Here is a 24,976-nt window from a genome sequence, read left to right on the forward strand (position 1 = left end):
GGGGATTAGCCAAGCGGTAAGGCAACGGACTTTGACTCCGTCATGCATAGGTTCAAATCCTATATCCCCAGCCATTTAATTGCGGACATAGCTCAGTGGTAGAGTATCGCCTTGCCAAGGCGAGGGTCGCGGGTTCGAATCCCGTTGTCCGCTCCATTAGGCGCCATAGCCAAGTGGTAAGGCAGAGCTCTGCAAAAGCTCTACCCCCAGTTCGAGTCTGGGTGGCGCCTCCATTTTACTTGTTATGTGCTTGAGCGCCCTTAGCTCAGCTGGATAGAGCGTTTGACTACGAATCAAAAGGTCAGGAGTTCGAATCTCTTAGGGCGCGCCATTTAAATTGAATATGCCGGTGTGGCGGAATTGGCAGACGCGCGCGACTCAAAATCGTGAGGGAAACCGTGAAGGTTCGAGTCCTTTCACCGGCACCATATTTAACAAGTACAACTCTTGAGATTATCTCAAGGGTTTTTTTGTATGTCTTTTCTTTCTTATTCGCTTCCATATTTTGAAACTTATTTTGTACAGATTCGTAATGTATAGTGTACCCTACATATTTATATTACTACCTAATCTGTATCGCTGCCTAAGTTCAAATAACGAAGGAGTGAAGCTATGGAAGTTCTATACTGGAGTTTATTGATTCTAGGCATTATCTATGCCGCTATTACACTATTATTTGGAGATGTATGGGATGCCGCAATCGGTGAAATTATACATATTCCATTTCTACAACCTGCTGTTTTACTCGGTGGGCTTACTTCGTTAGGTGCAACTGGTATTCTACTCACACGTTATTCAGACTTATTACCATGGCTTATATTTGTGCTTTCATTATGCGCTGCAGTCGTGGTCTCCACAATTATGTACTTCTTTTATATCAAGTCGATCGCAAAGAGTGAGCACTCGATCGCTTTTTCCCTCAATGATCTTATCGGAAGCATAGCAGAGGTTCATACTCCTATTCCTTCACAAGGTTTTGGGGAAATCATTATTTATTCCAAGACAGGTGCAACCAATCAGATAGCAGCATCGTTCGATGGTATTGATATCCCTTCAAATACGAAAGTAGTCATTATTGATGTTCGAGATCATACGACCTACGTATCTCCTATGGAGGAACTGCGGCGCTTGTAAGATCATTCTTATAGGCATGATATAAGCGCTCAGGGTCGTTTATCAATAATTGAAAAAAGGAGAGATTGTATGAGTGATGTGTTTCTCATTCCGCTAATCGTAGTAGGGGTGCTCGTCGTTATTGCTTTAGCCTTCTGGGCTAGATACAAAACAGTAGGCCCAGATGAGTCCATGATCGTAACTGGATCGTATCTCGGAACTAAGAATGTAAGCAAAGACGAGTCTGGACGGAGTATGAAAATTGTCCGTGGTGGTGGAGCATTCATTATCCCTATTTTTCAGCAGGCGCAATTTCTATCGTTGCTATCTCATAAGTTAGACGTTACAACACCTGAAGTTTATACAGAGCAAGGGGTTCCTGTTCTAACTGATGCTGTTGCCATTATTAAGGTAGGAGGCTCTGTAGAGGACATTGCGACTGCCTCAGAGCAGTTTCTTGGTAAGCCAACAGAAGCATTGAAGAGTGAGGCACAAGAAGTCTTGGAGGGACACCTTAGAGCGATACTTGGTTCCATGACGGTAGAGGAAGTATACCGCAATCGTGATCGATTTGCTCAAGAAGTGCAGGCTGTCGCCGCTAGAGATTTAAAGAAAATGGGTTTGCAGATCGTCTCTTTCACGATAAAAGATGTAAGGGATAAACATGGCTACCTAGAGGCATTAGGTAAGCCGCGTATTGCAGCAGTAAAGCGTGATGCTGAAGTTGCTGAGGCTGAAGCTGTGAGAGACGCTCGTATTCAAAAAGCGAATGCAGATGAGCAAGGAATGAAGGCTGAACTGCTGCGTGATACAAATGTTGCCGAGGCCTCGAAAGAAAAAGAGTTGAAGATTGCTGCCTTCAAACGAGAGCAGGATACCGCTAAAGCGGAGGCAGATCAGGCGTATCATATTCAAGAGGCTCGTTCCAAACAAACGGTTGTGGAAGAACAGATGCAGGTTGAAATTGTGCGCAGAGAACGGGAGATCGACCTCGAAGCAAAAGAAATTTTGCGTAGGGAAAAACAGTATGATGCGGAAATGAAAAAGAAGGCGGATGCAGAACGTTATGCTGTCGTTCAGGCGGCAGAAGCAGAAAAGGCTCGCCAAGTGCTTGAAGCGGATGCATTGCAGTACCGAATCGAAGCAGAAGCTAAAGCGAAAGCGGAACAGAAGCGTTTGGACGGCTTGGCGCATGCAGATGCAGAACGTGCACGTGGTACGGCTGAAGCGGAAGTTATTCGCCTGCGTGGTCTCGCAGAAGCAGAGGCAAAGCAGAAATTAGCAGAAGCATTTGAGAAGTTCGGTGAAGCTGCCGTATTGGATATAGTGATGAAGATGCTCCCGGAATTAGCAGGTCGAATTGCGGAGCCTCTCCGTTCGATTGATAAGTTGACAGTAGTAGACACAGGCAAAGGAGAAGGCGCCGCACGTGTTAGTAACTATGTTACTGAGCTTATGGCTACAGCTCCACAAATGCTAAAAGATGTATCTGGGCTCGATATTGAGAAAATAGTAAAGCGTCTAACGGATGGGCCTACTGCTGACAATGGACTGATCAAGCAGCACATACAGCAACCTAAAGTGCCAAACACACACATCGCTGTTACTTCTGAAGATATTTCTAAGGTTTAGGGAATAAGCAGTACATGATAAGTGAGTAGAAAGGTTAGGAGGTAAAATGTAAGGTTTATAGCAGTTTGTAAGCGGCTCTGAAGGCAGCATGCCGACAGGGCGTAACTAGGTTTGGGAGCAGAGCCTATCGTAGGTTGGTGAGGTACCCCGACTTGAGTCTAGGTGCAAATACCGTCCCCAGCCTGTTTTGAATCGATGGCAAACAACCTAAAATAAAGACATAAGCAAACGACACAGAAAGGTGGTGACGAACAGCGTGGAGAGAAAAGGAAACACGATAGCCCTGCTTTTGATAGGTATCGGAGGAATTATCTTGCTAAGTAAGCTAGGATGGTTGCTTGGTGGCTTGATGGAGTACTTAATTCCTATCGCATTGATCGCTCTTGGTTATTATGGTGTGAAGGCCGGCAATCGATTCTTTGGTGGGTTGTTTATTATTATCGGTGCCTTCTCCTTAATTGGCGAATTTGCCTGGCTCATCGGATTAATCATTGCAATCGCGATGATTGGATTTGGTGTAAAGATGCTGAAGGATCGACGCAACTACCGTTATTAACTCACACCATGACAGAAACTGTATAACTAGCACAAAGGAGGTACCCAGTGCATGAGTAATATATTTCAGCGAGTACGGGATATTACATTGGCAACGTTGAATGATCATCTAGAACGTTCCGAGGACCCGATTCGCGTTATTGATAATTTCCTCTTGAAAACTCGACATGAGATAGAGGAAGCAGAACGGTTATACCACCAATACTTAGTTCATGCGAATCAAATGAAGCGCCAACTCAATCAAGCAGAGGAGTTGCGTGAACGCCGTGAACAACAGGCTCTGATGGCATTGAAAGCTGGCGAAGAACTTGCTGCCAAGCTCGCTTTGCAAGAGAAGATGATGCATGAAGAGAAAGTCATTCACTATACAGAGCTGTATGAAAAGAGCAAGCAGGCGATTCTGGAATTAGAAGCTCAACTGCAAGCACTGAAGAATGAGTTCCAATCTGCGTATGATAAGCGACAAATCTACATTGCTCGTATGCAAACCATTCATTTGCAACAGCGTATGAATGAGCGTACTGGACAATACGGTCATCAACAAGTGAACGGCATGTTCCGTCGCTTGGAAGATCGCGTAAATGATATGGAATGGGAAACGAATAGTATCCGTGATGTTCGCGGAATGAATGGCGGATACAACGGGGGCTTTGAGCGTGAGTCGAAGCTGGATCAGGAACTACAGCGCTTGAAGCAGAAGTTGAACACCTCGAAGGAGTGAGTAAGGTATGCAGAAGAAATTTTATCGCTCCGCACGCGATTCTAAATTGTGCGGACTATGTGGAGGCTTGTCCGAGTATTTCGGATTTGACGCATCCTTTATACGAATTTTGTTCGTACTGGGTGTGGTCTTCTCCGGAGGAACGTTGTTGCTAGCTTATTTCCTAGTAGCACTTGTTGTTCCGAAGGAGCCTCGCAATCCTTACGGACCATATGGGCAGCAAGGTCCGCATGGCTATTATGAGCCTAATAATTATAACAGCCGTACTCATACGCCAGGTGGAGATTTCTCTAATGGCTATGGTTCACAACAACCAAACGGTTACCGCAATGGCAATGAATTTGCAGGACAGTCTTATAACCAGTCCAACCAAAGTGGAATGAATCGTTCTTCCGTAGATTCGATGATGGAAGACATCGAAAAGAAAGCAATGAAACGCGAAATCGAACAATTGAAAGAGCGCTTAGCTCGTCACGAGAAAGGGGACAAGTAAAATGGGAGTATTTAAACGTATTAAAGACATGACTAAAGCATCGGTACATGAAGTGTTAGATAAGGTAGAAGATCCGGTAATGATGTTGAATCAATACCTGCGTGATATGGAATTGGAAATTCATCAAGCAGAGGTAACAGTTGCTAAGCAAATGGCAAATGAACGCCGCATTAAGCATCGCTATGATGAAGCGCTTCGTATTTCTGTGGACCGTGAGACACAAGCTGGTCGTGCATTGCAAACTGGTCAAGAAGAAGTAGCTCGCAAGCTTCTTGAAGAAAAATTGTACTACGATCAAAAGGTTAATGAGTTCGGTGATTTGCATGCGCAGTCTCAGTCTCAAGCACAAGAACTGATGCACCAATTGCACACAATGAAAGATGAGTTCTACAAGCTTCGTAACAAGCGTAATGAGCTTGCTGCACGTGCACAAATGGCAAAAGCTCGCAAGCAAATGAACTCTATCAGTTCCTTGCATACGATTGAAGCAGGCGGTGCATCTCGTGGCTTCCACCGTATGGAAGAAAAGATTATGCAATTGGAAGCAGAAGCAGAAGTAATGCGTGTTCCTTACGGTTCTTACCAAAGTGCTGGTTCCTTCCAGCCACCAGTTGACCCAGCTAAAGAGTTGGCGGTAGAAGAGCAATTGGCTGCTCTTAAGCAAAAGCTTGGTAAAAAGGAATAAACGTATTCGCTTCATTTTAAATATATGATATTGTAGTAATTAGACTGAATGGCGATGCAGAATGCATCGCCATTCGTGCCGTTGGGTAAAAGAGCCGACTATTGATGACAGGAGGTGCGGCATGAAAACAGACAATCGAATACTAGCTTATGTGCTCATCTTCGCCGGGATTATCATTCTTATTGGCAAGTTTCTTACCTTCGGTACGTTTTTAGCTCTCGTTATGATTATATTTGGCGTGCGTAAGGTAAGAACGACGGATGTGAAGATTGGCTATACGTTAATCGCAATCGGTGGAGCCATTTTGCTCCTTGAGCATCTGGCGTTGTTTATAGGCATTGTTCTTCTGTCATTAGGCGTATTTTATTTTCGAATGCGTGCTGTGCAGCGACATAAGCAAATGATGAAGCGGCATAGTTTCGCTAGCAGCTTAAAATGGGATCGTGTACCTTTTCATTTACAAAGCCAGAGCTTGTGGCATGTAATTGGGGAAAGTGATATCGACTTATCGTTAGCGATGCTGGATGAACCTGAAACGACTCTGTTTTTCCAAGGAGTAATGGGGGATGTAGACATTACGATCCCAGATCATATTGGCGTTGAAATTGAGGCAACTGTTCTATTTGGCCATATCGATGTAGAACATAACAAAGAAACAGGCTTCTTCAATAAATGGACATGGCGTTCTCCACACTATGATTCAACGGAACAGAAGGTTAAGTTGAACTTGTCTTACATCGTAGGAGACATTGATATTCGAATCCATTAAACTATTAGGGTAAAATAGAAGGGAGAGAAGGTCGCTATGCACCCTAAAAAATCAGGAAACATGGTCTTCCGCACGATCGGGGAGACACTTCTCTTTTCCGTTGTTTTATTTTTTATCATTGTATATATGCTGCAGTCAGCTGGATATGTAAGACCATTTGCAACGTGGATGGAAGGCGTAATTGCAACATTGTGGACGCTATTCGCTGTATGTACAGTGACGATTTTGTTTGCCTTTTATCAAGGTTATAAGACAAAACGAAGAATTGAGTTGCTGCGCGAATCAATGGTGCTCTTAGAAAAGGGAAACTTATCCCGCCCTATACCTCAACTAGGGACAGACGAGCTTGGTCAATTGGCTGAACAATTGGGGAGAGTGAGCGAGCGTTGGGAAGATCAAGTCACTTCTTTACAGCGATTATCCACGAATAATGCTCAGCTTGCCGAACAAGCACGTATAACAGCTATTATTGAAGAGCGCCAACGATTGGCGCGGGAGCTGCATGATGCCGTTAGTCAGCAGTTATTCGCGATATCTATGACAGCGACAGCAGTAAAGCGTACACTTAGTCGCGACTTTGATCGCGCTGAGCGTCAAGTTGAATTGATTGAAGAGATGGCTTCTGTGGCCCAATCAGAGATGAGAGCCTTGCTCTTGCATTTACGGCCAGTACATTTGGAAGGTAAAGGACTTATCCAAGGTGTTCAGGAATTGGTCCGTGAGCTGCAATTGAAGGTTCCGATCGAAATTCAATGTGAAGTGGATGATGATATTCAACTCCTTAAAGGTGTAGAGAACCACCTTTTCCGTATTATCCAAGAAGCAATGTCTAATACACTTCGTCATTCTAAGGCAGAGCGAATGGAGATTCGAATACAGAATCGTGAAGACCATGTGCGTTTAATGATTCGAGATAATGGTGTGGGTTTTGAGTGGCAGGATTCAAAGCAAACCAGTTACGGCTTAAGGACGATGCAAGAACGAGTCCACGAGGTGGGAGGTTCTATACAGTTCGTTACGGCTCCGAAAAAAGGAACTAGAATTGAGATTCGTGTACCAGTTGTGACGGATAATACAATCTGGAAGGAGGACATTGAAGGAGATGACAATGGAGACGACGGATATGGAGAGTTCAGAGAGCATTCGGGTTCTATTGGTGGATGATCATGAAATGGTTCGTATAGGTCTAGCCGCTGTATTAAGTACAGAAGACGGGATTGAGGTCGTTGGTGAAGCGGGGAACGGGATGGATGGTATACGTTTAGCTCAAGAATATAAGCCTGATGTCGTCCTCATGGACTTGGTTATGGATGGTATGGATGGTATTGAGACGACACGCAAGCTGCTGCAATTATATCCTGACTGCAAAGTAATTGTGCTTACTAGTTATCTTGATGATGAAAAAATGTATCCTGTAATTGAAGCAGGAGCATTCAGCTACTTGTTGAAGACGTCGCGTGCAAATGAGGTTGCCGATGCTATCCGAGCAGCAGCACGTGGTCAATCTGTACTTGAATCGCAAGTGGCTTCCAAGATGATGAATCGTTTCCGCCAGCCAAAGCAAGCGCAAGCGGCTCATGAACAGTTGACGGATCGTGAGATGGACGTAATGCGGTTGCTCTCTCAAGGCAAATCGAATCAAGATATTGCTGACGAGCTCTTTATAGGCGTAAAGACTGTTAAGTTCCATGTAACGAATATATTAGCTAAGTTGGAAGTCGAAGATCGCACGCAAGCTGCGATTTATGCATATAAGAATGGATTAGCTGAATAACGACAGAATGAACAACCCGACGACATAATGCCGTCGGGTTGTTGTATTGTTGCAACTCCCTTTGACGGCTGAATGTACGTATCGCAGAATCATTATAAAAGCAGAAGAAACAGGAACGCGATGGCAGCCAATTCAAATCCGAATGCTCCTCTACCTGAAGGATAGGGATAAGGGGGAGGGAATCCCTCGGGTGCTGGTCCTGGGAAATGATTAGGATATGGCTCTCCATACGGGTTGCCTTCATACGGATTGAAAGCTTGGTTGTCAAAGTTAGGATGAAAGTCAGATTCTGATGCTGTTTTTCCTTTTGTTCCTTTCTTTTTAGGCGAGGAGTTCGTATTCTTTTTCTTTGTATGATCGGATTTCGTTTTAGTCTGGGTGTCCGTTAGGATGGGAATATTACTGTGAGACTGAGCATGAAATGGGTTGTCGTTTAAGATCAGCTTGCCCCCATCACAAGAGCTAAGTCGTCCCACATAACGCCTGCCGTCTTTTGTAACGACGCAAACGGGCCGTCCACAAAACTTTTTTATTTCATTTTCATCCACTTGAATAGGTAACATGTAAGTTCCTCCTTTCAAATACAGTACAGGGGTAGTTTATTCGCGGATAGTCAAATGTGTATAGACGATTACCTAGTTATATATTTTATATGTGATAAGGAGGAGCGAAGCAGAATGGGTAAGCGAAAAGGTCGGGCTTTCCGAGTAAGTGGTGGAGTTATTGTACTATTGGCCTTAATCACAGTCCTAATCGCTATAAAAGATAGTGCGCCTCTTAGCAATGTTTCAAGTCAGAGAGAGTCTAATGAAGCGGGGCATGTTGTACAACTTTCTATTACAGAGCGAGTTAACAAACTGTGGGAGCTTGCGCAGCATAGCGGTGGGGAAAGCTTTGAAACGAAGATAATTATGCAGGGCAGTTATCTGATTAATACTAAGGATTGGAAGCAGGAAGCGTTGAAATGGAAAGAGAGTATACGTGTTACGACACCATTCGTTGCTAAAGAGGAGCGGGGGATGGAGGTACTGCGATCCACTTTTCAAGGAGCGAACTGGAAGAGGGAAATACTTGTATTTGCTGAACAAGACGGGAGATTGTACTTTACCGTTCACTTAACCGGAGTGGAGCTGAATGGCAAGGATCATATTGTAGCAGAAGGGGAGAACATACATAAGGCGCTTCAAGCCAATAATTTCTCTGTGCTGTGGAATAGTGAAATTCGTACGAAATCAGTGGGGACACTAGATTCTATGTGGGGACAGATGCAGCAAAAGATGCAGTTGCTAGGGCGTGTGAAGCCTCTAGATCATTATGAAGATAACGGTACTCGCAGTGTATCGTATGAGACGGATTATATGGGGGATGGTATTAAGATGAAGTCTGGTGTCGCTAATCTGCAAATGGCTGTACATGAGCTGCCTGCGGAAGGGATAACGAGACTTACCGTAGGTACTCCATTAATTGCCGGTGAATATTAAAGTGAATTATTAAAGTCGATATACTAGGAAATATGGAATAGATGAATGTTATATGCTAAAATGGCATCACATTCGAATTTAACAGAAGGTTTACATACACGAGTGTTAAGGAATGGAGAGAGATGACAGAGATGAACAATCAAGAGACCATGCTGGCTGAAGGTGCGATATTTTATATTTTCGGCGCTACAGGTGATTTGGCCCGCCGGAAGCTGTTCCCTGCCATTTACAGCTTGTACCGTGAGGACAAGCTTGGGAAGAACTTTGCTGTTGTTGGTTTAGCTCGCCGTCCTCGTACGCAAGAGCAGTTCCGTGAGGATGTTCGTGCAGCAATTGATGAGTTTTGTCGCTATGATGTACAGCAGGATGAAGATTGGAATGAATTTGCGAAGCATTTCGAATATAAACCTCTCGACATTAACAATGTTGAAGGATTCCGTGAATTGCAGCAGCAATCCCAACAGTTGGAGCATGAATTCCATATCCCTGGCAATCGTCTGTTCTACCTAGCATTGGCACCAGAGTTGTTTGGTGCAGTGTCATACAATTTACGCGACGGTGGCTTGTTGGATACGAAAGGTTGGTCACGACTTGTGATTGAGAAGCCTTTTGGATATGATCTGGAATCTGCTAAACAATTGAATGAAGAGCTTCGTTCTGTGTTTAAAGAAGATCAGATTTATCGTATTGATCACTATCTAGGCAAAGAGATGGTTCAAAATATTGAAGTGATTCGTTTCGCTAATGCGTTCTTTGAGCCTTTGTGGAACAACAAACATATTGCTAATGTGCAAATTTCGTTATCTGAAACGGTTGGTGTTGAAGAGCGTGGAGGATATTACGATCAAGCGGGCGCATTGCGTGATATGGCTCAGAATCATATGCTTCAGATGCTCACGATGATTGCGATGGAGCCGCCAAGCCGCTTGCATCCTGAAGATATTCGGGATGAGAAGGTGAAAGTGCTTCGCTCCTTGCGGACCTATGAGTCTGATAAGGAAGTGGTTGGAAATGTTGTCCGTGGACAATATTCTGCTGGATCCTTAAAAGGCAAAGACTTGCCAGGTTACCGTCAAGAAGACAAAGTAAATCCTGAGTCGACCACAGAGACCTACTTGGGTGCACGTGTCTATGTAGATAATTTCCGCTGGGCAGGAGTGCCGTTCTATATTCGAACAGGCAAGCGTTTGCCGGTAAAAACAACGGAAGTGGTTGTAGAATTCAAGAGCATTCCTTCTAGAGTGTATTTGAGTTCCAAGCATAATCTAGAGCCTAACTTGCTTGTTATCCGCGTTAATCCAATGGAAGGCATCTATGTTCGGATTAACGGGAAGAAACCAGGCTCTGAGGGTGGCGTTCAGCCGCTTGCGATGGACTTCTGTCAGAGCAGTATCGTTGGCATCAATACGCCGGAAGCTTATGAGCGTCTTATCTTTGATGCAGCACGTGGCGATTCCACGTACTTCACTCGTTGGGATGAAGTATCAGAGGCATGGGCGTTTGTAGATCGCATTGCTCAAGCTTGGAAGAAGACGAGTGAGGATCTGCACTTCTATCCTGCAGGTTCATGGGGACCGGAACGCGCTAATGAATTGTTAGCTGAAGATGGCTTCCATTGGTGGCCAGTAAACGGACAAGAAGAGGATACGGTTGTTTGGAAGTAAGCAGCCAGAGGAGGTAATGTAATTGTTCAAAATTTATGATATTTCCATGACGATAGATGAAAATATACAAGTGTACAAAAACAAGGAAGAGAAGAAGCCTGTTATTCGTAACGTGCAAAACTTCTCGAATGCGAAAGCATACGAATCACGTATTGATATTGACGTACATTGCGGTACGCATGTCGATGCACCGCTCCATATGATTGAGAACGGTGAAACGATTGAAACGATTGGCTTGGACAAGCTAGTTGGCAATGCGCGTGTTGTTGATTTGACACACGTAGAAGGCGGTATTGGTCGTGCGGATTTGGAGCCGTTTGGGCTTCAGCGTGGCGACTGGGTATTGTTGAAAACTCGCAACTCCTTGTCCGAAGAGTTTGATTTCGAGTTCGTTTATCTTGCTGAAGATGGCGCGCAGTACTTGATTGAGCTAGGCGTAACAGGTGTTGGTACAGACGGTCTAGGTATTGAGCGTGCACAGCCTGAATATACGACACATCGTCCATTGTTCAACAATAACGTAATTATCGTTGAAGGATTGCGCCTCAAAGAAGTAGAGCAAGGCACATACTTTATGGTTATTGCACCGTTGAAGCTGACAGGCATTGAAGCTGCTCCAGCACGAGCATTACTGATCGGTAAATAAGATGTGATTGTTATTGTTATTCACCCCCTGCGGTTGTTCGCAGGGGGTGTTTTTGCATTTGCGAGAATACTTGCTAAGGGAGGTTCAGCCCGTTCGTTCAGAAAAAGTAGAGGTACAGCATCGCCAATTGGATGTAGGCAGAAACAGGAACAGAGCCAGATTCGGAGTGCGCGTTGTTCGTGTTCGCTTCCTATTTCATAATAGTAATCATGTGAACAATATAGCATGCTATGTAAAAATTCACAAAATTTTAATTCCTATCGAATAACTAGGGAAAAATCCTTGTTATTTTTCAAATCCTTGCTATACTTATTCTAACGATTGGTTAGTTAATTTTAACAAGTAACCAAGCTATGACTGAATTGACATGATGAACGTAGGGGTTCATTTTCATCGAGAGAGGGGAAGCACAATGAAGAGAAAATTGTTATCGTTAACAGCATTATTAACATTAGTTACTGTTATCGTTACTGCATGCGGAGGAAATGCACCTGCGAGTAATTCGACTGCTGCAACTACAACTGGCCAAGCGCAAACAGGCGGCCAATTGATTGTAGCGGTTCAAGAAGATCCTCGTGTATTAAATCCTGTGTATGCAGGCGATCGTGTAACACTGACGATCAATCAGTCACTATTCTCGCACTTATACACGTACCATAATGGAGAGAAAAAGTTCGTTTTGGCTGAAAGCCTGACGCCATCAGCCGACAACTTAACGTACACGTTAAAGCTGCGCAAAGGATTGACTTGGCATGATAGCAAGCCAATTACTGCGGACGATGTAGTATTTACAATGGAAAGTGTACTCGATGAAAAACAGCACAGCTCTGATCGTGCGAATTATGTGTTCAATGGCAAGCCTCTACAGGTGAAAAAAGTAGATGAGCTGACGGTTGAATTCAAGCTTCCGCAAGCATCTGCCGCATTTGAAGGCGTGTTGGCTGGCTTTATTCCAATTCCGAAGCATGTCTTCGAAGGAGAAGCTGACCTAGAGAAGAGCAAAAAAAATGAGAAGCCGATTGGTTCTGGCCCGTTTAAGTTTAAAGAATACCGTGCTGGCGAGTATGTAACGCTTGAGCGCTTTGACAACTATTTTGCAGGCAAGCCTAAGCTGGATACGGTTACGTATCGCATCGCAAAAGATCCGAATGCGGCTAATATGGCTCTGCAAAATGGTGAATTGCAAATGCGCAAAATTGATGCGGTTGACCACAACAAGTTGAACAGCACTAATCGTTTTAACATGGTAACATACCCAGAAGGTCGTCTTAACTATTTGGCATTCAACTTGAATGTTGACGTGATGAAGAAGAAAGAAGTTCGTCAAGCCATTGCTTATGCATTGGATCGCAAAGAGCTGATTACAGCAACTTATTTGTCGGAAGAGTTTGCGAAGCCAGCAGCTTCTATTTTCACGCCAGACACGATGTATCATACATCTGAAGTAGAAACGTATGAGCACAATGTTGACCGTGCGAAAGAATTGCTGGCACAAGCGGGAGCGAATAACTTGAAACTTCGTTTAGCTTATGTGAATACGAATAAAGCTCATGAGACACAGGCGTTGTATGTACAGCAGAAACTAGGGGAAATCGGCATTACTGTAGAGTTGATGGCCTTGGATTCAGGCGCGTTTGGCAATATGTCGTTGGATATGAACAATACGGCATATGATCTGTCCTTTGGTGGTTACATTATGGGACATGAACCAGATAGTTATAAATCGTTGTACTTGAGTGATGCAGCGTATAACTATTCTCATTATAAAAATGCAGAGTTCGATGCTTTGTGGAATAAAGCGGCAATAGAGATGGATACTGCTAAACGCGGCGAACTGTATAAGCAAATTCAGCAGACAGTCGCTAACGAAATGACAATCTATCCAATTGCTTATGACAATGCCATTATTGCAGTTGATAAGAAATTTGGCGGATTGCAGGAAGCTGGTCCGAAGCCAGTCGTTATGTTTGAAGACTTGTCCAAAGTATTTATTCAACAGTAATTCATACGAGTGTATACGATTTATTTGCATCATATGAATCATGAACAATTGAACTAACACAATGATGAGCGCTGGCATTTTGCCAGCGCTCCCTTATGGAGGGAACTCCCTGTGCACAAATATATTTTACGGCGCATTTTGCAGGCAATACCGCTCCTAATCGTCATTTCAATCGTATCCTTTGCACTCATTAAACTCGCTCCAGGGGACCCTGTAAGCTCGTTCGTGACTCCTGATATGAGTCCTGAAGATGTGGAGCGAATCCGCCAGAACATGGGGCTGGACCAGCCTATTTATGTGCAGTACTGGCATTGGCTTGTGAACATGTTGTCCGGTGATTGGGGCTATTCCTTGATAAACCACCGTCCTGTGTTGACTCTCATTATGGAGCGTCTGCCGGCGACGATTGGTCTAATGGGATCAGCTCTCTTTTTGTCATTACTGATCTCGGTACCACTAAGTATGTATGCGGCTGCTCGTAAAAATAAGGCTGCGGACAAGGTGCTAAGCCTCATTTCGTATATCGGGATTTCGATTCCGAGTTTCTGGTTCGGTATTATGCTAATTTATTTATTTGCGGTTAAGCTGCAATGGCTGCCGAGCATGGGCATGCGAACAATTGGGGTGAATTCGTTCTGGGATGTAGTGAAGCATGGTATTCTGCCATGTACGGTACTCGTATTTATGAATGTTTCTGTGTATATGCGATATATCCGTTCGCAGACGATTAGTCAGCTTGAAGAAGATTACGTGCAAATTCAGTATGCGTATGGTTCAACTACAGGTACGGTATTGGTGCGTCATGTACTTAAAAATACGCTGCTACCAGTCATCACTATTTTCGGAATGTCATTTCCAGAATTAATTGCGGGTGCGTTCATTACAGAGTCGGTATTTTCGTGGCCAGGCATGGGTGCATTAGGCATTACGTCCGTATTTGCACTCGATTATCCTGTCATTATGGGTATTACGATGATATCGTCAGTGATGCTTGTGATAGGGAATTTGCTGGCCGATATTTTGTATGGGATCGTTGATCCGCGTATTAAAACGATGAGGTAATGAGGTGACTAGAACATGAATGCACTGAAGTTACGACAGGTAGTTACACAGTTTAAGCATCAGAAATTGGCTCTCGCCGCGATCGTTGTGTTGATGGTGTTTGCGTTGGCTTCGATATTTGCCTTTTTGTCGCCTTATGATCCGAACAAACTGGTAGTGACGGAACGATTGCAATCGCCAAGTGCGACGCATTGGTTCGGTACGGATGAACATGGGCGAGACTATTTGTCTCGTGCGCTATATGGTGCTCGAGTATCTCTTAGTGTTGGATTTCTTTCGATGATTATTGCAGTTGGCATTGGTACAGCCGTAGGAACGATTAGTGGTTACTTTGGGGGCTGGGTAGATAATGTGCTGATGCGCTTGGTTGATGTATTGATGTCGATCCCGTCCTTTTTCTTAATGCTTATTTTGAATGCGTATTTGAAGCCGGGCATTACGACGATTATCATCATTATCGGGATGCTCAGTTGGATGAATATTGCGCGTATTGTACGGGCTGAAACGCTGTCTGTGAAAGAGCGGGAGTATGTTTTGTATGCGCGTGTGTCAGGTCAAAGTACATTCAACATCATTGTGAAGCATATTGTGCCGAGCATGATGCCAACGATTATTGTGGCGGCGACGATCTCGATTGCTTCTTCCATTATGATGGAATCATCGCTCAGCTTCCTTGGGCTAGGGATTCAACCGCCGAATTCTTCTTGGGGCAGTATGTTGAACGATGCGCAAGGATATATCGGAGATGCGCCTTATATGGCATTGTTCCCAGGGTTCTTGATATTGTTGACGGTGCTGTCATTCAACTTCTTGGGAGACGTACTGCGTACTGCATTTGAACCGAAGGCGAATCGCAGATAGGTATGCGCAAGTGTAACTAGCATGAAGACGCAAGTATTCAGCAGTTACTTGATCTGAGAAGCTTTGTGAATAGTTATAGCAGTAGTTAATGGTGAGCTGGAACAATTGAAATGAAGTTTTTATATAGAATTTTGATAATAGTAGAAATGTTTTGTGAGAAAAGACGATATAAGACTACGGGGTGAGTCCTATGACTGAACCATTGTTAGCTGTTCAACAATTACAAACGTCGTTTCATACGCAAGCTGGTGAAGTCCAGTCGGTTCGTGGAGTCAGCTTCACGGTTCGTGAAGGGGACATCGTCGGCATAGTCGGTGAATCGGGAAGCGGGAAGACAATTACGGCGAAATCCATTTTGCGATTGATTCCTTCGCCTGGTGTTATTAAGGGCGGAGTCGTGCAATTCCGCGGGGAAGATATGCTGAAAATGTCTGAACGGCGGCTTCGTGAAGTTCGAGGCAATCAAATTGCAATGATCTCGCAGGACCCGATGACAGCACTGAACCCAGTAATTAAGACCGGATCGCAGCTGATGGAAGTGCTTCGCCGGCATCGCAAACTTAGCCGTGCAGAAGCTCGCCAGAAGGCGATTGAATTGCTGCGGCAAGTGGGTATCACTTCACCTGAAAAGCGCATCGATCAATATCCGCATGAGTTCAGCGGTGGGATGCGGCAGCGCGTTATGATCGCGATGGCTCTTTCATGTGAACCGGATTTGCTAATTGCCGATGAGCCTACAACGGCCTTGGATGTAACGATCCAAGCTCAAATTTTAAGCTTGATGAAGCGTTTAAGTGATACAACGAAAACATCGATTTTGTTGATTACACACGACTTAGGCGTAGTTGCGCAAGTATGTACACGGATTATTGTTATGTACGGCGGCCTCATTATGGAGGAAGGTACAGTAGAAGATATTTTCGAGCGTCCACAGCATCCGTATACGAAGGGACTGCTTCGTTCGATACCACGTGTACAGGAAGGTGAGCGGGAACGGTTAATGGCGATTGAGGGTTCGCCGCCAGACCTGCTGCATCCGCCCGCTGGTTGTCCATTCATGGAACGGTGTGCAGTTGCAACCGAGCGTTGTCATGAGCTTCCACCTTATGTAGAAGCGGGTCTTTCTCACCGTGCCTTGTGCTGGTATGCGGGTCAGGAAGAAGCTTCAGGTGGAGACTATTTGGCAGGCGGAATTGGAGCAAGTATGGAAATATCGCTGGATGTAACCGATAAGGCGGCTGTGCACGAGGAGGTCGGTGGACATGAGCACGAATAATTCTAAAGATGTGTTGATTGAAGTAAAAGGGCTTAAGAAGCATTATGCTGCTAAAAAGAGCTTGTTCGGTCGTTCGCAGCAAGTCGTAAGAGCCGTCGATGATGTTAGCTTCACTATTCATCGTGGAGAGACGTTCGGCTTAGTAGGTGAGTCGGGCTGCGGCAAGTCAACGACTGGGCGCAGTATTGTTCGGCTGCATGATGTGACGGACGGGGAGATTTGGTTCGATGGACATAATGTAGCGAATATGAATGAGCGGGAATTGAAGCCATTCCGCAAACGAATGCAGACGATATTTCAGGACCCGTATTCTTCATTGAATCCAGGTATGAATGTGACGCAGCTTATCAGCGAGCCGATGGACATTCATCGGCAAGGAACAAAGGCTGAGCAGCTTGAGCGTGTACTCACTCTTCTGGACAAGGTCGGCATGAAACCTGAACATGCGAACCGGTATCCACATGAATTCAGTGGCGGCCAGCGGCAGCGTATAAGTATCGCACGTGCTCTCTCGGTGCAGCCAGAGTTCGTCATGTGTGATGAGCCGATATCGGCTTTGGATGTATCGGTGCAGGCACAGGTTGTGAATATGCTGGAGGATCTTCAATCGGAACTGGGCTTAACGTATTTGTTTATTGCCCATGATCTGTCGATGGTGCGTCATATTTCGAATCGGATTGGCGTTATGTACATGGGCAAGCTGGTAGAGCTTGCGCCAAGTGATGAATTGTATAAACGGCCAGCCCATCCGTATACACAAGCGTTGCTTGCGGCCATTCCGCATCCAGATCCGAGGCAGGAAATGCAGCCTCCTCCGATTCTGGAGGGTGAGCTTCCAAGTCCGCTGAGCATGGCGATTGGTTGTTCGTTTGCATCACGGTGTCCATATGCAACGGAACGATGCCGACAAGAAACACCGGTGTGGCGTGAAATTGCACCTCAGCATTATGCGTCCTGCCATCTTCATGAGGCGTAGCTAATTATATCAGGATCGTACCATCACAATACCATGAGACAGGAAGGGAGCCGTGTTATAAGTATGACAATTATGGCGGCAATTTCGCAAAGTACAGCCATTTTATTGGAGCGTGCACGTCAAGCAGGTTTTACGACTGAAGAGCTGCTTGACATTGTTGCAGCAAATGATGAGTCAAGGCTGGAGCGAGCGGCAACGGAACATTTTACGTATGAGGATTGGATTTCTTACGCAAAAGAGCATGGCGAACCATTGGAGCAGGCGATTCGAGAAGGCTATCGTCTGACATTTAATACGGTTAACGGTCTAAAATGGTGGCTGCGTTACAAATACGATATCGTGGCAGAAGAGGATTATGAGGTCGGCGATGGTCGCTTCAATGGTTTGAAGTTGAATGCTGCGCAAATCGTAGAGTTGAAGCAAGTCATTGCCCGCAACTGGGTCGTTATTGATGAAGCTGAGAATGGGCCTGATGGTTCCGTACAAAATCGAGTGATCGACGTTGCTGTTAGAGCGAAGCTAACCGAAGCGTAACGTAACGATATAATTGCAAGTCTTATTAAAAAGAGCAGAGTGAGTGAGCTTAGAAGAGCTTGTTCACTCTGCTTTTTTATATCTCTAAAAGTTTTGCTAAGTACGTCATATTCATTTTATCTATCGCCCTCATTATGTAAAAACTCTTTTTGCGTTTGATCCGTATGTTAACTTATCTTATTTCATCGTTTGCTAAAATATCAGAGGCGAGCTTCTCTGCATCTCGGCCTGCTCCACAGATGAGGGCGGAGCTTCTTGCTTGCTGCCATGGCATGCCGATGACAAAAAGTCCGGGAATCTGGGTATGATGACCACGGTAAATTATTTGTCCCTTCACATTAAGTAAATTAGGAACCTTGAGCCAATCATTAACCTGCTTAAATCCAGTTGCCCATATAATTGAAGTGGGGGACATGGTAGAGCCGTTAGCGAACACAACGGATGCGGAAGATGGATTCCATTTAATGGTTGTGCTTAGCAACTGAATTTTCTCAGCGCGCAGCGCTTCTTTTAAATCATAACCGAATATGGGATCACCTTGTTTGCGCAGTATGCGAGCTCGCCAACTATCGGTAGGGGCATGCAAAAAACCAAGTGCATCCATCCATTCAAACGTACTTCGCCCGAACATTCGCAGCGGCAGATGACGGATAGAGGAACGTGCGGAAAAGCTTACTTGATGTGTGCGTGACAGCTCAACAGCGATCTGTGCTCCTGAATTTCCACCGCCTACAACAAGTAAGTTACCTGCTGGCAGCTGATCGGGTCGCAAATAGGAGCTGGAATGGATCTGCACAATGGATGAATCGATATGCTGGGCCCATTCGGGAATTGCAGGTGCAGAAAAGGCACCGTGTGCAAGTACGAGCTGTTTGCAGCACAATGGTTTATCGAATCCATGAATCGTGAGATGAAATCTGCCATTGCATGGATGGTCGATCTGTATTTGTGTGGATGATCCGTTAAACTGTTCTTGCTGAGGCTTTTGGTTGAGTATGCTTGTTGTATCATTTTGATTGATGAGATGAACGGAAGTTACATCACAGTTTACTACAATCGGTAGATCGTAATGAGCTGCATAACGCTCCATATAGTCGGCCATTTCATCTCTGTTAGGGAAGCCTTCTGGGTCACCATGCAATGTGAGGTTAGGTAGCTGGCTGTATTTGCGCGGTGTAAATAACTGCAAGGAATCATAGCGGCTGCGCCAGCTGTCGCCAGTCCGTACGTATCGATCCAAGATGAGCGTGGACATTGCTGGTTTCCATTCTTTTATTTGTGCGCCGAGAGCTAAGCCCGCCTGTCCTGCACCGATAATGACAAGGTCAAGAGATTCATGTTCAGATATGTAGTTATGGATAACTTCGGGATTAAATGAGGAAATAGGCGTATGATGGGACAAGCTTGTTAGTGAACGTGCATTATTTTTAAATAAGACAGACACATTAGGTTGACTTGATTGTGAAGAATACGTTGTGTGTGCCGATAAATGGGCTACGTTTATGTTCGTTACGGTTCTCATAGCGTACAGCCTCCATACGAAACTTTTTATCATTATAACATTATTAATATTATTTGAATATAAGAAAAATAAGAAAAAGAATTGGTCGCCCCATTTATGAGGCTTTCTATTTTGTGTTACAATAGGAGATACGTGATTTTGTGATGAGAGGGCTAAAATAATGAGCAAATCCTTAACGGAACAATTAAAGCAAGAAGTTGAGAAGCGTCGTACCTTCGCTATCATTTCTCACCCGGATGCGGGTAAAACAACATTGACAGAAAAGCTGCTTCTATTCGGAGGAGCGATTCGTCTTGCAGGTACGGTTAAGGCGAGAAAAGCAAGTAAGCACGCAACAAGTGACTGGATGGAGATCGAGAAGCAGCGTGGTATCTCTGTAACTTCCTCCGTCATGCAGTTTGACTATAACGGGCATCGCATTAACATTCTAGATACACCTGGTCACCAAGACTTCAGTGAAGATACGTATCGTACATTGACAGCAGCGGACAGCGCGGTCATGTTGATTGACGTAGCTAAAGGTGTCGAGGCTCAGACAATTAAACTATTCCAAGTATGTGCGAAGCGTGGAATTCCGATCTTTACTTTTATCAACAAGTTAGACCGTGAAGGCCGCAGTCCGTTCGAGCTCTTGGAAGAGCTGGAGCAAGTGCTTGGCATTCGTTCTGTGCCGATGAACTGGCCGATTGGTATGGGCCGTGGTCTGTGTGGGGTCTATGACCGCATGAATAATCAGGTCGAGCTATTCCAAGGCGACGATCATTCCAACATTCAAGTACAGAAGGTCGAAGACTACCGTGATCCGCATATCCGCGAGATGGCTGGTGAGTTCTTGCACGATCAACTGTGCGAAGAATTGGAACTACTTGATGTAGCAGGCGACGAGTTTGACTACGAAAAAGTGAAGCGCGGCGAATTGACGCCTGTATTTTTCGGAAGCGCGATCAATAACTTTGGTTTGCAAACATTCCTGGAAAACTTCCTTAAACTTGCACCATCGCCAGCTCCGCGTCAATCGACTAGCGGTGAGGTTGAACCGACGAACGAGAAGTTCTCAGGCTACGTATTCAAAATTCAAGCGAATATGAACCCGGCACACCGTGACCGCATCGCATTTTTGCGTATTTGCTCAGGCAAATTCCAACGCGGTATGAGCGTAAGGCATGTTCGTGCTGGTAAAGACATTAAGCTGGCACAACCACAGCAGTTCTTGGCACAGGATCGTGATATTGTGGATGAGGCATTCCCAGGCGATATTATCGGTTTGTTCGATCCGGGTATTTTCCGTATCGGAGATAGCTTAAGCCAAGGCTCTGAGATTGTATTTGATGAGCTGCCAACATTCTCGCCTGAAATCTTTGCTCGTGTAACGGTGAAAAATGCTTTGAAGCATAAGCAATATCAAAAAGGCGTTGATCAGTTGACGGAAGAGGGTACGATTCAAGTCTTCCGCAACGCAGGTGTGTTCGATGAGACGATCCTCGGCGTTGTTGGTCAACTTCAGTTCGAAGTATTCGAGCATCGTATGAAAGCAGAATACGGGGTAGAAGTGCAGTTGCAGCGACTAGGATTCCAGTTTGCCCGTTGGGTAGTAGGTCCACAAATTGATCCGACGAAGTTCCGTATCAACTCTCAGCTTGTTAAAGATAAAAAAGATAATTTTGTTGCACTGTTCGAAAATGAGTACGCGATGCGTACAGCTATGGATAAAATGCCAGATCTGAAGTTCTTAGAGACTGCACCTTAAGTCGATTACCTTTATCATGTCGGATTTTAAAAATAAGAAAAGCTCTTCGCCGATAAGGTGGGGAGCTTTTTTGTTTTCTTTTTTCATATTTGAGTCATTAGGAAATAAATAACTGATTTACATTAACGCTGCGTCAATGTTTACAATATAGCTAACACGTGTTAACGGAACATTTTGATGGGGTGACGTCACTATGAAAATACAAGATGTATCACGGCAGCTAGGAATGACTACACGTTCTATTCGCTATTACGAAGAGCGTGGACTTCTAGGGACTATTTCTAAGGAGGATAACGGCTATCGCTTGTTTCGCGAGGAGGATGTGGAGCGGCTAAGGCTTATTGGCTGGCTGCGCGAACTTGGGATGTCCATTGAGGATATACACAATTGTTTAGACGAGGCGGTAGCTGGAGACATGGCAGCGATACGCGTTCATATGATGCGGCGACGGAAAGCATTTGTTGAGGAGATTGTGCAGCTGAAGATGCTCATTCAACAGATGGATCAATTGATTCATATACCAGAAAATACGGAAGGGACATGGTTAGCGATGAAATTAGAACAAGCGGCAGAACAAGCGAAGCGTGTTGATAAAGTGCGTAACTCGTGGGAGGATAAATGGGACTTTGATAGCTTAGCGAAACAGTACGATAGGAAAGTGAAGGATGTTGAGCATAAGCATACACCTACATGTGAGCAGCAAGGGCATGCACAATCAGATGTTCACGATCATTCAGAAGGAAGTAATCATGGTTGTGGGCACTCACATAAACACGGTCATTCCCATGATCAGGGACATTCTCATCATCATGGTCACTCACATGGACATGGGCATGATCATTCACATGGTCCTGTAAATTATAGCGAAGCTTTACAGCGTGCAAGTGAGCTTGCGAACATTGAACCAGGTCATCGCGGACTAGACTTAGGCATTGGAACGGGTAATTTATCCTCCTATTGTTTGAGTAAGGGAGCTATTATGACAGGGGTTGATCAATCGGAGCAGATGATTGAACGGTGCCGGGAAAAATGGCCTTCTGTTCGACTATTGTTAGGCAATATGATGGCTTTGCCTGTTGTGAATGAGACTTTTGACTTCGTTGTTACATCTTTTGCGCTTCATCATATGACTGAAGAGCAGCAGCAAATCGCACTGCAAGAAATCGATCAAGTCGTAGTACAAGGTAGCAGAGTTGTTCTTGTTGATCTGATGTTTGAAGATGAAGCTCATCGACAAGCTTATTATGCAGATGTATTGCAATCAGGACGAGAGGATCAAATCGAGAAAATGAGCAAGGTAGATTATCCGAATCGTGCCAAGCTGTTGGATTGGCTAAAATCTAACGGATACGAAGCGGAGATGGAACAGTTGGATGCAATGACTTCTATCGTGTACGCGATCAAACAGAGATGACAAGACACGGCTTGCAGTTGGCGAGCCGTGTCTTTATGTTGTAGTTGAACATAAGTAGCTGATAAGCAACTCAATTTGATTTATAGGTGTTGGAACAATTAGAGCTCGATAATAAATGTAATGTTCTAATCCTATGCAGGTGAGTCTTTAAGCTTCTGCTGGATCACTTGGATGAACTGTTGTTGTTGTTCAGGGCTGCTTTGTTTCCATATGACCTCGAACAGAACACCTAGTCCAGGCAGTGCTCTTTCATCTCCATCTACAGAGCCCAGAATCATATCTTTAATATCTGCATCTGATTGATTTGCTACTTTTTGCATTATAGCTTGTCGCAAGTTAATAAGTACGTTCACGAAACAACCTCCTTTTGCATCTTGATCACTTATAGCTTAACCTTGTTGTCTCTAATGCATGTATGCGAAAGGCGCATAAAGGAAACCTATACGACAGAGCGGTCTGGGACAAGCATTGTAGGGCTGTGCTATAATAATGGCAGCATGTAACCGAAATGAGCGGGAAGGTGAACCGATGGCAGTCAAGAAGCAATACGCGATAATCGGCATGGGCCGCTTTGGGTCCAGTGTTGCTAATAGCTTGAGCAAGATGGGCTTTGAAGTATTAGCGATCGATTCCAGTGAGCAGAAAATACAAGAAGTTGCGAGCATGGTAACACATGCTGTATCAGCCGATTCTACTGAAGAAGAGGCGCTTAAGGCACTTGGTATACGCAATTTTGACGTTGTCGTCGTTGCCATTGGACAGGATATTCAAGCAAGTATTTTGACCACACTGATACTGAAAGATCTTGGCGTACCGATGCTGGTAGCGAAAGCACAGAATGAGCTTCATGGTAAAGTGTTGAGCAAGATCGGTGCGGATAAGGTTATATTCCCTGAGCGAGATATGGGAACGCGCGTGGCGCATAACTTAATTTCGCCGAACATTATGGACTACATCGAATTGTCTGACGATCACAGTATTGTAGATATGCGTGCTTCGACAAACATGATCGGACAAAACTTAATCGAGCTGGATATTCGTGCGCGCTTCGGCTGCAACATCATGGCGATCAAAAATAATGGGCATATTAATATTTCACCATTAGCTGATTACCGTCTTCGTGAAGGGGACGTGATGGTCATCGTCGGTCAAAATGATCATCTTAATAAATTGGAGTTGGCATTGTCGGAATTATGAGTACATCATTTTTAACAATAACATCAGTAAGTAACCCACGTGTTAAGCAGTGGGCACAGTTGCAAGATCGCAAGTACCGCAATCGCGAGGGTCGCTATATTGCTGAGGGCGTTCATCTTGTACAGGAAGCATTGCGTTCTGGCGCATTCGTAGAGAGCGTCGTGTTCGATCAGGATCGGGGACTGCCCGCGGAACTAACTTCATATGTGAAGGAAAAGGAAGCAAGTAGCGAACCAATTGAATGGATTGCTGTTACGGATGCAGTAGTACGCAAGTGCACGGATGCAGAAACACCTCAATCTGTGTTTGCGGTCATGCGCAAGCTTGAATTGAACTGGAGACAGCTATTTGAAGACAAGCAAGCATTGGTCGTTGTTGTAGATGGCGTTCAAGATCCAGGCAACCTTGGTACGATTATTCGTTCTGCTGATGCGGTAGGGGCGACAGGCGTGCTTATTGGTCGGGGGACGGTAGACGTATATAACAGCAAGACGGTTCGTTCGACGATGGGCTCGATGTTCCATCTTCCAGTTGTGGAAGGTGATTTGCTGGAACTGCTTCCAGAAGCGAAGAAGCAGGGTGTGTGCGTTGTAAGCACGAGCTTGCAAGCGGAGCATTCTTGTTATTCTTTCGATTTCCGTCAGCCGACATGGTTCGTTGTAGGCAACGAAGGCAAAGGAGTTTCGCCGCAGGTGCAGTCGCTGGTAGACGAGTCTGTTATTATCCCGATGCAGGGACAAGCGGAGTCATTGAATGTCGCTATGGCGACTACCGTGCTGCTGTATGAGGCGATGCGTCAGCGGCATTATAGCTAGCAAGTAATGTGATACATGGCGAAGCTCCTTATAGCGT

25 protein-coding genes and 4 tRNA genes are annotated in these 24,976 nt (G+C 44.9%); 26 read left to right on the forward strand and 3 right to left on the reverse strand.

The features are described 5' to 3' along the window. The first annotated feature begins 81 nt into the window (after positions 1 to 81). The 13 genes from NQ117_RS20050 (at position 82) to NQ117_RS20110 (ending at position 7,742) form a co-directional block, all read left to right on the forward strand. Positions 82 to 156, forward strand: a tRNA-Gly gene (locus NQ117_RS20050). Between the two features lie 3 nt (positions 157 to 159). Further along, positions 160 to 233, forward strand: a tRNA-Cys gene (locus NQ117_RS20055). A gap of 21 nt (positions 234 to 254) precedes the next feature. Further along, positions 255 to 331 (forward strand) — tRNA-Arg (locus NQ117_RS20060). Between the two features lie 14 nt (positions 332 to 345). Further along, positions 346 to 428, forward strand: a tRNA-Leu gene (locus tag NQ117_RS20065). 184 nt (positions 429 to 612) lie between these two features. After that, positions 613 to 1,134: an NfeD family membrane protein gene (locus NQ117_RS20070; protein WP_258279798.1), complete on the forward strand. Its 522-nt coding sequence runs from the start codon at positions 613 to 615 to the stop codon at positions 1,132 to 1,134. A gap of 69 nt (positions 1,135 to 1,203) precedes the next feature. Further along, a complete protein-coding gene (locus NQ117_RS20075; protein ID WP_309137897.1) occupies positions 1,204 to 2,745 on the forward strand; it encodes a flotillin lipid rafts scaffold protein FloT in 1,542 nt (513 codons plus the stop codon). 256 nt (positions 2,746 to 3,001) lie between these two features. Beyond that, on the forward strand, positions 3,002 to 3,301 hold the full coding sequence (locus NQ117_RS20080; RefSeq protein WP_258279799.1) for a LiaF transmembrane domain-containing protein: 300 nt from the start codon (positions 3,002 to 3,004) through the stop codon (positions 3,299 to 3,301). Between the two features lie 51 nt (positions 3,302 to 3,352). Then, complete coding sequence (locus NQ117_RS20085) at positions 3,353 to 4,021, forward strand: PspA/IM30 family protein (protein ID WP_258279800.1); 669 nt, start codon at positions 3,353 to 3,355, stop codon at positions 4,019 to 4,021. A 7-nt stretch (positions 4,022 to 4,028) separates the two neighbouring features. Then, entirely contained in the window at positions 4,029 to 4,514 is a 486-nt protein-coding gene (locus NQ117_RS20090; protein ID WP_258279801.1) for a PspC domain-containing protein, read from the forward strand. Position 4,515: 1 nt separating this feature from the next. Continuing rightward, positions 4,516 to 5,199: a PspA/IM30 family protein gene (locus NQ117_RS20095; RefSeq protein ID WP_258279802.1), complete on the forward strand. Its 684-nt coding sequence runs from the start codon at positions 4,516 to 4,518 to the stop codon at positions 5,197 to 5,199. Between the two features lie 121 nt (positions 5,200 to 5,320). Continuing rightward, positions 5,321 to 5,968, forward strand: a complete 648-nt coding sequence (gene liaF / locus NQ117_RS20100; protein WP_258279803.1) for a cell wall-active antibiotics response protein LiaF — start codon at positions 5,321 to 5,323, stop codon at positions 5,966 to 5,968. Between the two features lie 36 nt (positions 5,969 to 6,004). After that, positions 6,005 to 7,132 carry a sensor histidine kinase gene (locus NQ117_RS20105; RefSeq protein ID WP_258279804.1) on the forward strand — a complete coding sequence of 376 codons (1,128 nt, stop codon included), beginning with the start codon at positions 6,005 to 6,007 and terminating at the stop codon, positions 7,130 to 7,132. Next, positions 7,092 to 7,742: a response regulator gene (locus NQ117_RS20110; protein WP_483874620.1), complete on the forward strand. Its 651-nt coding sequence runs from the start codon at positions 7,092 to 7,094 to the stop codon at positions 7,740 to 7,742. The genes NQ117_RS20105 and NQ117_RS20110 overlap by 41 nt, the downstream gene beginning before the upstream one ends. Positions 7,743 to 7,834: 92 nt before the next feature. Here NQ117_RS20110 and NQ117_RS20115 read toward each other — a convergent pair whose 3' ends face one another. After that, positions 7,835 to 8,305: an LSm family protein gene (locus NQ117_RS20115; RefSeq protein WP_258279806.1), complete on the reverse strand. Its 471-nt coding sequence runs from the start codon at positions 8,303 to 8,305 to the stop codon at positions 7,835 to 7,837. A gap of 114 nt (positions 8,306 to 8,419) precedes the next feature. Between NQ117_RS20115 and NQ117_RS20120 the strand changes: the two genes are divergently transcribed. From NQ117_RS20120 to NQ117_RS20160, 9 genes are all read left to right on the forward strand, one after another. Continuing rightward, the gene (locus NQ117_RS20120; RefSeq protein ID WP_258279807.1) at positions 8,420 to 9,223 is read left to right on the forward strand and encodes a YwmB family TATA-box binding protein; all 804 of its coding nucleotides are present in this window, start codon (positions 8,420 to 8,422) and stop codon (positions 9,221 to 9,223) included. Between the two features lie 122 nt (positions 9,224 to 9,345). After that, entirely contained in the window at positions 9,346 to 10,887 is a 1,542-nt protein-coding gene (gene zwf / locus NQ117_RS20125; RefSeq protein ID WP_258279808.1) for a glucose-6-phosphate dehydrogenase, read from the forward strand. Positions 10,888 to 10,909: 22 nt separating this feature from the next. After that, complete coding sequence (locus NQ117_RS20130) at positions 10,910 to 11,533, forward strand: cyclase family protein (protein ID WP_258279809.1); 624 nt, start codon at positions 10,910 to 10,912, stop codon at positions 11,531 to 11,533. Positions 11,534 to 11,945: 412 nt separating this feature from the next. Further along, on the forward strand, positions 11,946 to 13,535 hold the full coding sequence (locus tag NQ117_RS20135; protein ID WP_258279810.1) for an ABC transporter substrate-binding protein: 1,590 nt from the start codon (positions 11,946 to 11,948) through the stop codon (positions 13,533 to 13,535). A gap of 111 nt (positions 13,536 to 13,646) precedes the next feature. Further along, the gene (locus NQ117_RS20140; RefSeq protein WP_258279811.1) at positions 13,647 to 14,597 is read left to right on the forward strand and encodes an ABC transporter permease; all 951 of its coding nucleotides are present in this window, start codon (positions 13,647 to 13,649) and stop codon (positions 14,595 to 14,597) included. Between the two features lie 15 nt (positions 14,598 to 14,612). Then, positions 14,613 to 15,458, forward strand: coding sequence for an ABC transporter permease (locus NQ117_RS20145; protein WP_258279812.1), 846 nt, complete (start codon positions 14,613 to 14,615; stop codon positions 15,456 to 15,458). A gap of 190 nt (positions 15,459 to 15,648) precedes the next feature. Next, positions 15,649 to 16,734 (forward strand): ABC transporter ATP-binding protein, encoded by a 1,086-nt coding sequence (locus NQ117_RS20150; RefSeq protein WP_258279813.1) that lies wholly within the window; start codon positions 15,649 to 15,651, stop codon positions 16,732 to 16,734. After that, complete coding sequence (locus tag NQ117_RS20155; protein ID WP_258279814.1) at positions 16,721 to 17,710, forward strand: ABC transporter ATP-binding protein; 990 nt, start codon at positions 16,721 to 16,723, stop codon at positions 17,708 to 17,710. The genes NQ117_RS20150 and NQ117_RS20155 overlap by 14 nt, the downstream gene beginning before the upstream one ends. A gap of 63 nt (positions 17,711 to 17,773) precedes the next feature. Continuing rightward, positions 17,774 to 18,244: a hypothetical protein gene (locus tag NQ117_RS20160; RefSeq protein ID WP_258279815.1), complete on the forward strand. Its 471-nt coding sequence runs from the start codon at positions 17,774 to 17,776 to the stop codon at positions 18,242 to 18,244. 172 nt (positions 18,245 to 18,416) lie between these two features. Here the strand turns inward: NQ117_RS20160 and NQ117_RS20165 are convergent, their stop codons facing one another. After that, positions 18,417 to 19,766 carry a flavin-containing monooxygenase gene (locus NQ117_RS20165; protein WP_258279816.1) on the reverse strand — a complete coding sequence of 450 codons (1,350 nt, stop codon included), beginning with the start codon at positions 19,764 to 19,766 and terminating at the stop codon, positions 18,417 to 18,419. Between the two features lie 160 nt (positions 19,767 to 19,926). Between NQ117_RS20165 and NQ117_RS20170 the strand changes: the two genes are divergently transcribed. Both NQ117_RS20170 and NQ117_RS20175 read left to right on the forward strand, forming a co-directional pair. Next, a complete protein-coding gene (locus NQ117_RS20170; RefSeq protein ID WP_258279817.1) occupies positions 19,927 to 21,513 on the forward strand; it encodes a peptide chain release factor 3 in 1,587 nt (528 codons plus the stop codon). A 193-nt stretch (positions 21,514 to 21,706) separates the two neighbouring features. Further along, positions 21,707 to 22,927 carry a MerR family transcriptional regulator gene (locus NQ117_RS20175; RefSeq protein WP_258279818.1) on the forward strand — a complete coding sequence of 407 codons (1,221 nt, stop codon included), beginning with the start codon at positions 21,707 to 21,709 and terminating at the stop codon, positions 22,925 to 22,927. A 131-nt stretch (positions 22,928 to 23,058) separates the two neighbouring features. Here NQ117_RS20175 and sspI read toward each other — a convergent pair whose 3' ends face one another. Further along, positions 23,059 to 23,280 (reverse strand): small acid-soluble spore protein SspI, encoded by a 222-nt coding sequence (gene sspI / locus NQ117_RS20180; RefSeq protein WP_144993785.1) that lies wholly within the window; start codon positions 23,278 to 23,280, stop codon positions 23,059 to 23,061. A gap of 175 nt (positions 23,281 to 23,455) precedes the next feature. On the opposite strand from sspI, the gene NQ117_RS20185 reads away from it, so the two are divergent. Together NQ117_RS20185 and NQ117_RS20190 are read left to right on the forward strand one after the other, a co-directional pair. Beyond that, a complete protein-coding gene (locus NQ117_RS20185) occupies positions 23,456 to 24,124 on the forward strand; it encodes a potassium channel family protein (RefSeq protein WP_258279819.1) in 669 nt (222 codons plus the stop codon). Continuing rightward, positions 24,121 to 24,939 carry a TrmH family RNA methyltransferase gene (locus NQ117_RS20190; protein WP_258279820.1) on the forward strand — a complete coding sequence of 273 codons (819 nt, stop codon included), beginning with the start codon at positions 24,121 to 24,123 and terminating at the stop codon, positions 24,937 to 24,939. The genes NQ117_RS20185 and NQ117_RS20190 overlap by 4 nt, the downstream gene beginning before the upstream one ends. The last annotated feature ends 37 nt before the right edge of the window (positions 24,940 to 24,976 follow it).

The organism is Paenibacillus sp. SC116 (assembly GCF_024733555.1).
In the GTDB taxonomy this organism is placed as follows: Bacteria; Bacillota; Bacilli; order Paenibacillales; family Paenibacillaceae; genus Paenibacillus_B.

Coding starts and splice junctions, on each gene's coding strand:
- NQ117_RS20185 (WP_258279819.1), top strand. CDS start 23,456: ATGGCAGTCAAGAAGCAATACGCGATAATCGGCATGGGCCGCTTTGGG.
- NQ117_RS20160 (WP_258279815.1), top strand. CDS start 17,774: ATGACAATTATGGCGGCAATTTCGCAAAGTACAGCCATTTTATTGGAG.
- NQ117_RS20110 (WP_483874620.1), top strand. CDS start 7,092: ATGGAGAGTTCAGAGAGCATTCGGGTTCTATTGGTGGATGATCATGAA.
- NQ117_RS20175 (WP_258279818.1), top strand. CDS start 21,707: ATGAAAATACAAGATGTATCACGGCAGCTAGGAATGACTACACGTTCT.
- zwf (WP_258279808.1), top strand. CDS start 9,346: ATGACAGAGATGAACAATCAAGAGACCATGCTGGCTGAAGGTGCGATA.
- NQ117_RS20190 (WP_258279820.1), top strand. CDS start 24,121: ATGAGTACATCATTTTTAACAATAACATCAGTAAGTAACCCACGTGTT.
- NQ117_RS20070 (WP_258279798.1), top strand. CDS start 613: ATGGAAGTTCTATACTGGAGTTTATTGATTCTAGGCATTATCTATGCC.
- NQ117_RS20120 (WP_258279807.1), top strand. CDS start 8,420: ATGGGTAAGCGAAAAGGTCGGGCTTTCCGAGTAAGTGGTGGAGTTATT.
- liaF (WP_258279803.1), top strand. CDS start 5,321: ATGAAAACAGACAATCGAATACTAGCTTATGTGCTCATCTTCGCCGGG.
- NQ117_RS20145 (WP_258279812.1), top strand. CDS start 14,613: ATGAATGCACTGAAGTTACGACAGGTAGTTACACAGTTTAAGCATCAG.
- NQ117_RS20075 (WP_309137897.1), top strand. CDS start 1,204: ATGAGTGATGTGTTTCTCATTCCGCTAATCGTAGTAGGGGTGCTCGTC.
- NQ117_RS20095 (WP_258279802.1), top strand. CDS start 4,516: ATGGGAGTATTTAAACGTATTAAAGACATGACTAAAGCATCGGTACAT.
- NQ117_RS20170 (WP_258279817.1), top strand. CDS start 19,927: ATGAGCAAATCCTTAACGGAACAATTAAAGCAAGAAGTTGAGAAGCGT.
- NQ117_RS20150 (WP_258279813.1), top strand. CDS start 15,649: ATGACTGAACCATTGTTAGCTGTTCAACAATTACAAACGTCGTTTCAT.
- NQ117_RS20115 (WP_258279806.1), bottom strand. CDS start 8,305: ATGTTACCTATTCAAGTGGATGAAAATGAAATAAAAAAGTTTTGTGGA.
- NQ117_RS20155 (WP_258279814.1), top strand. CDS start 16,721: ATGAGCACGAATAATTCTAAAGATGTGTTGATTGAAGTAAAAGGGCTT.
- NQ117_RS20165 (WP_258279816.1), bottom strand. CDS start 19,766: ATGAGAACCGTAACGAACATAAACGTAGCCCATTTATCGGCACACACA.
- NQ117_RS20135 (WP_258279810.1), top strand. CDS start 11,946: ATGAAGAGAAAATTGTTATCGTTAACAGCATTATTAACATTAGTTACT.
- NQ117_RS20085 (WP_258279800.1), top strand. CDS start 3,353: ATGAGTAATATATTTCAGCGAGTACGGGATATTACATTGGCAACGTTG.
- NQ117_RS20090 (WP_258279801.1), top strand. CDS start 4,029: ATGCAGAAGAAATTTTATCGCTCCGCACGCGATTCTAAATTGTGCGGA.
- NQ117_RS20105 (WP_258279804.1), top strand. CDS start 6,005: ATGCACCCTAAAAAATCAGGAAACATGGTCTTCCGCACGATCGGGGAG.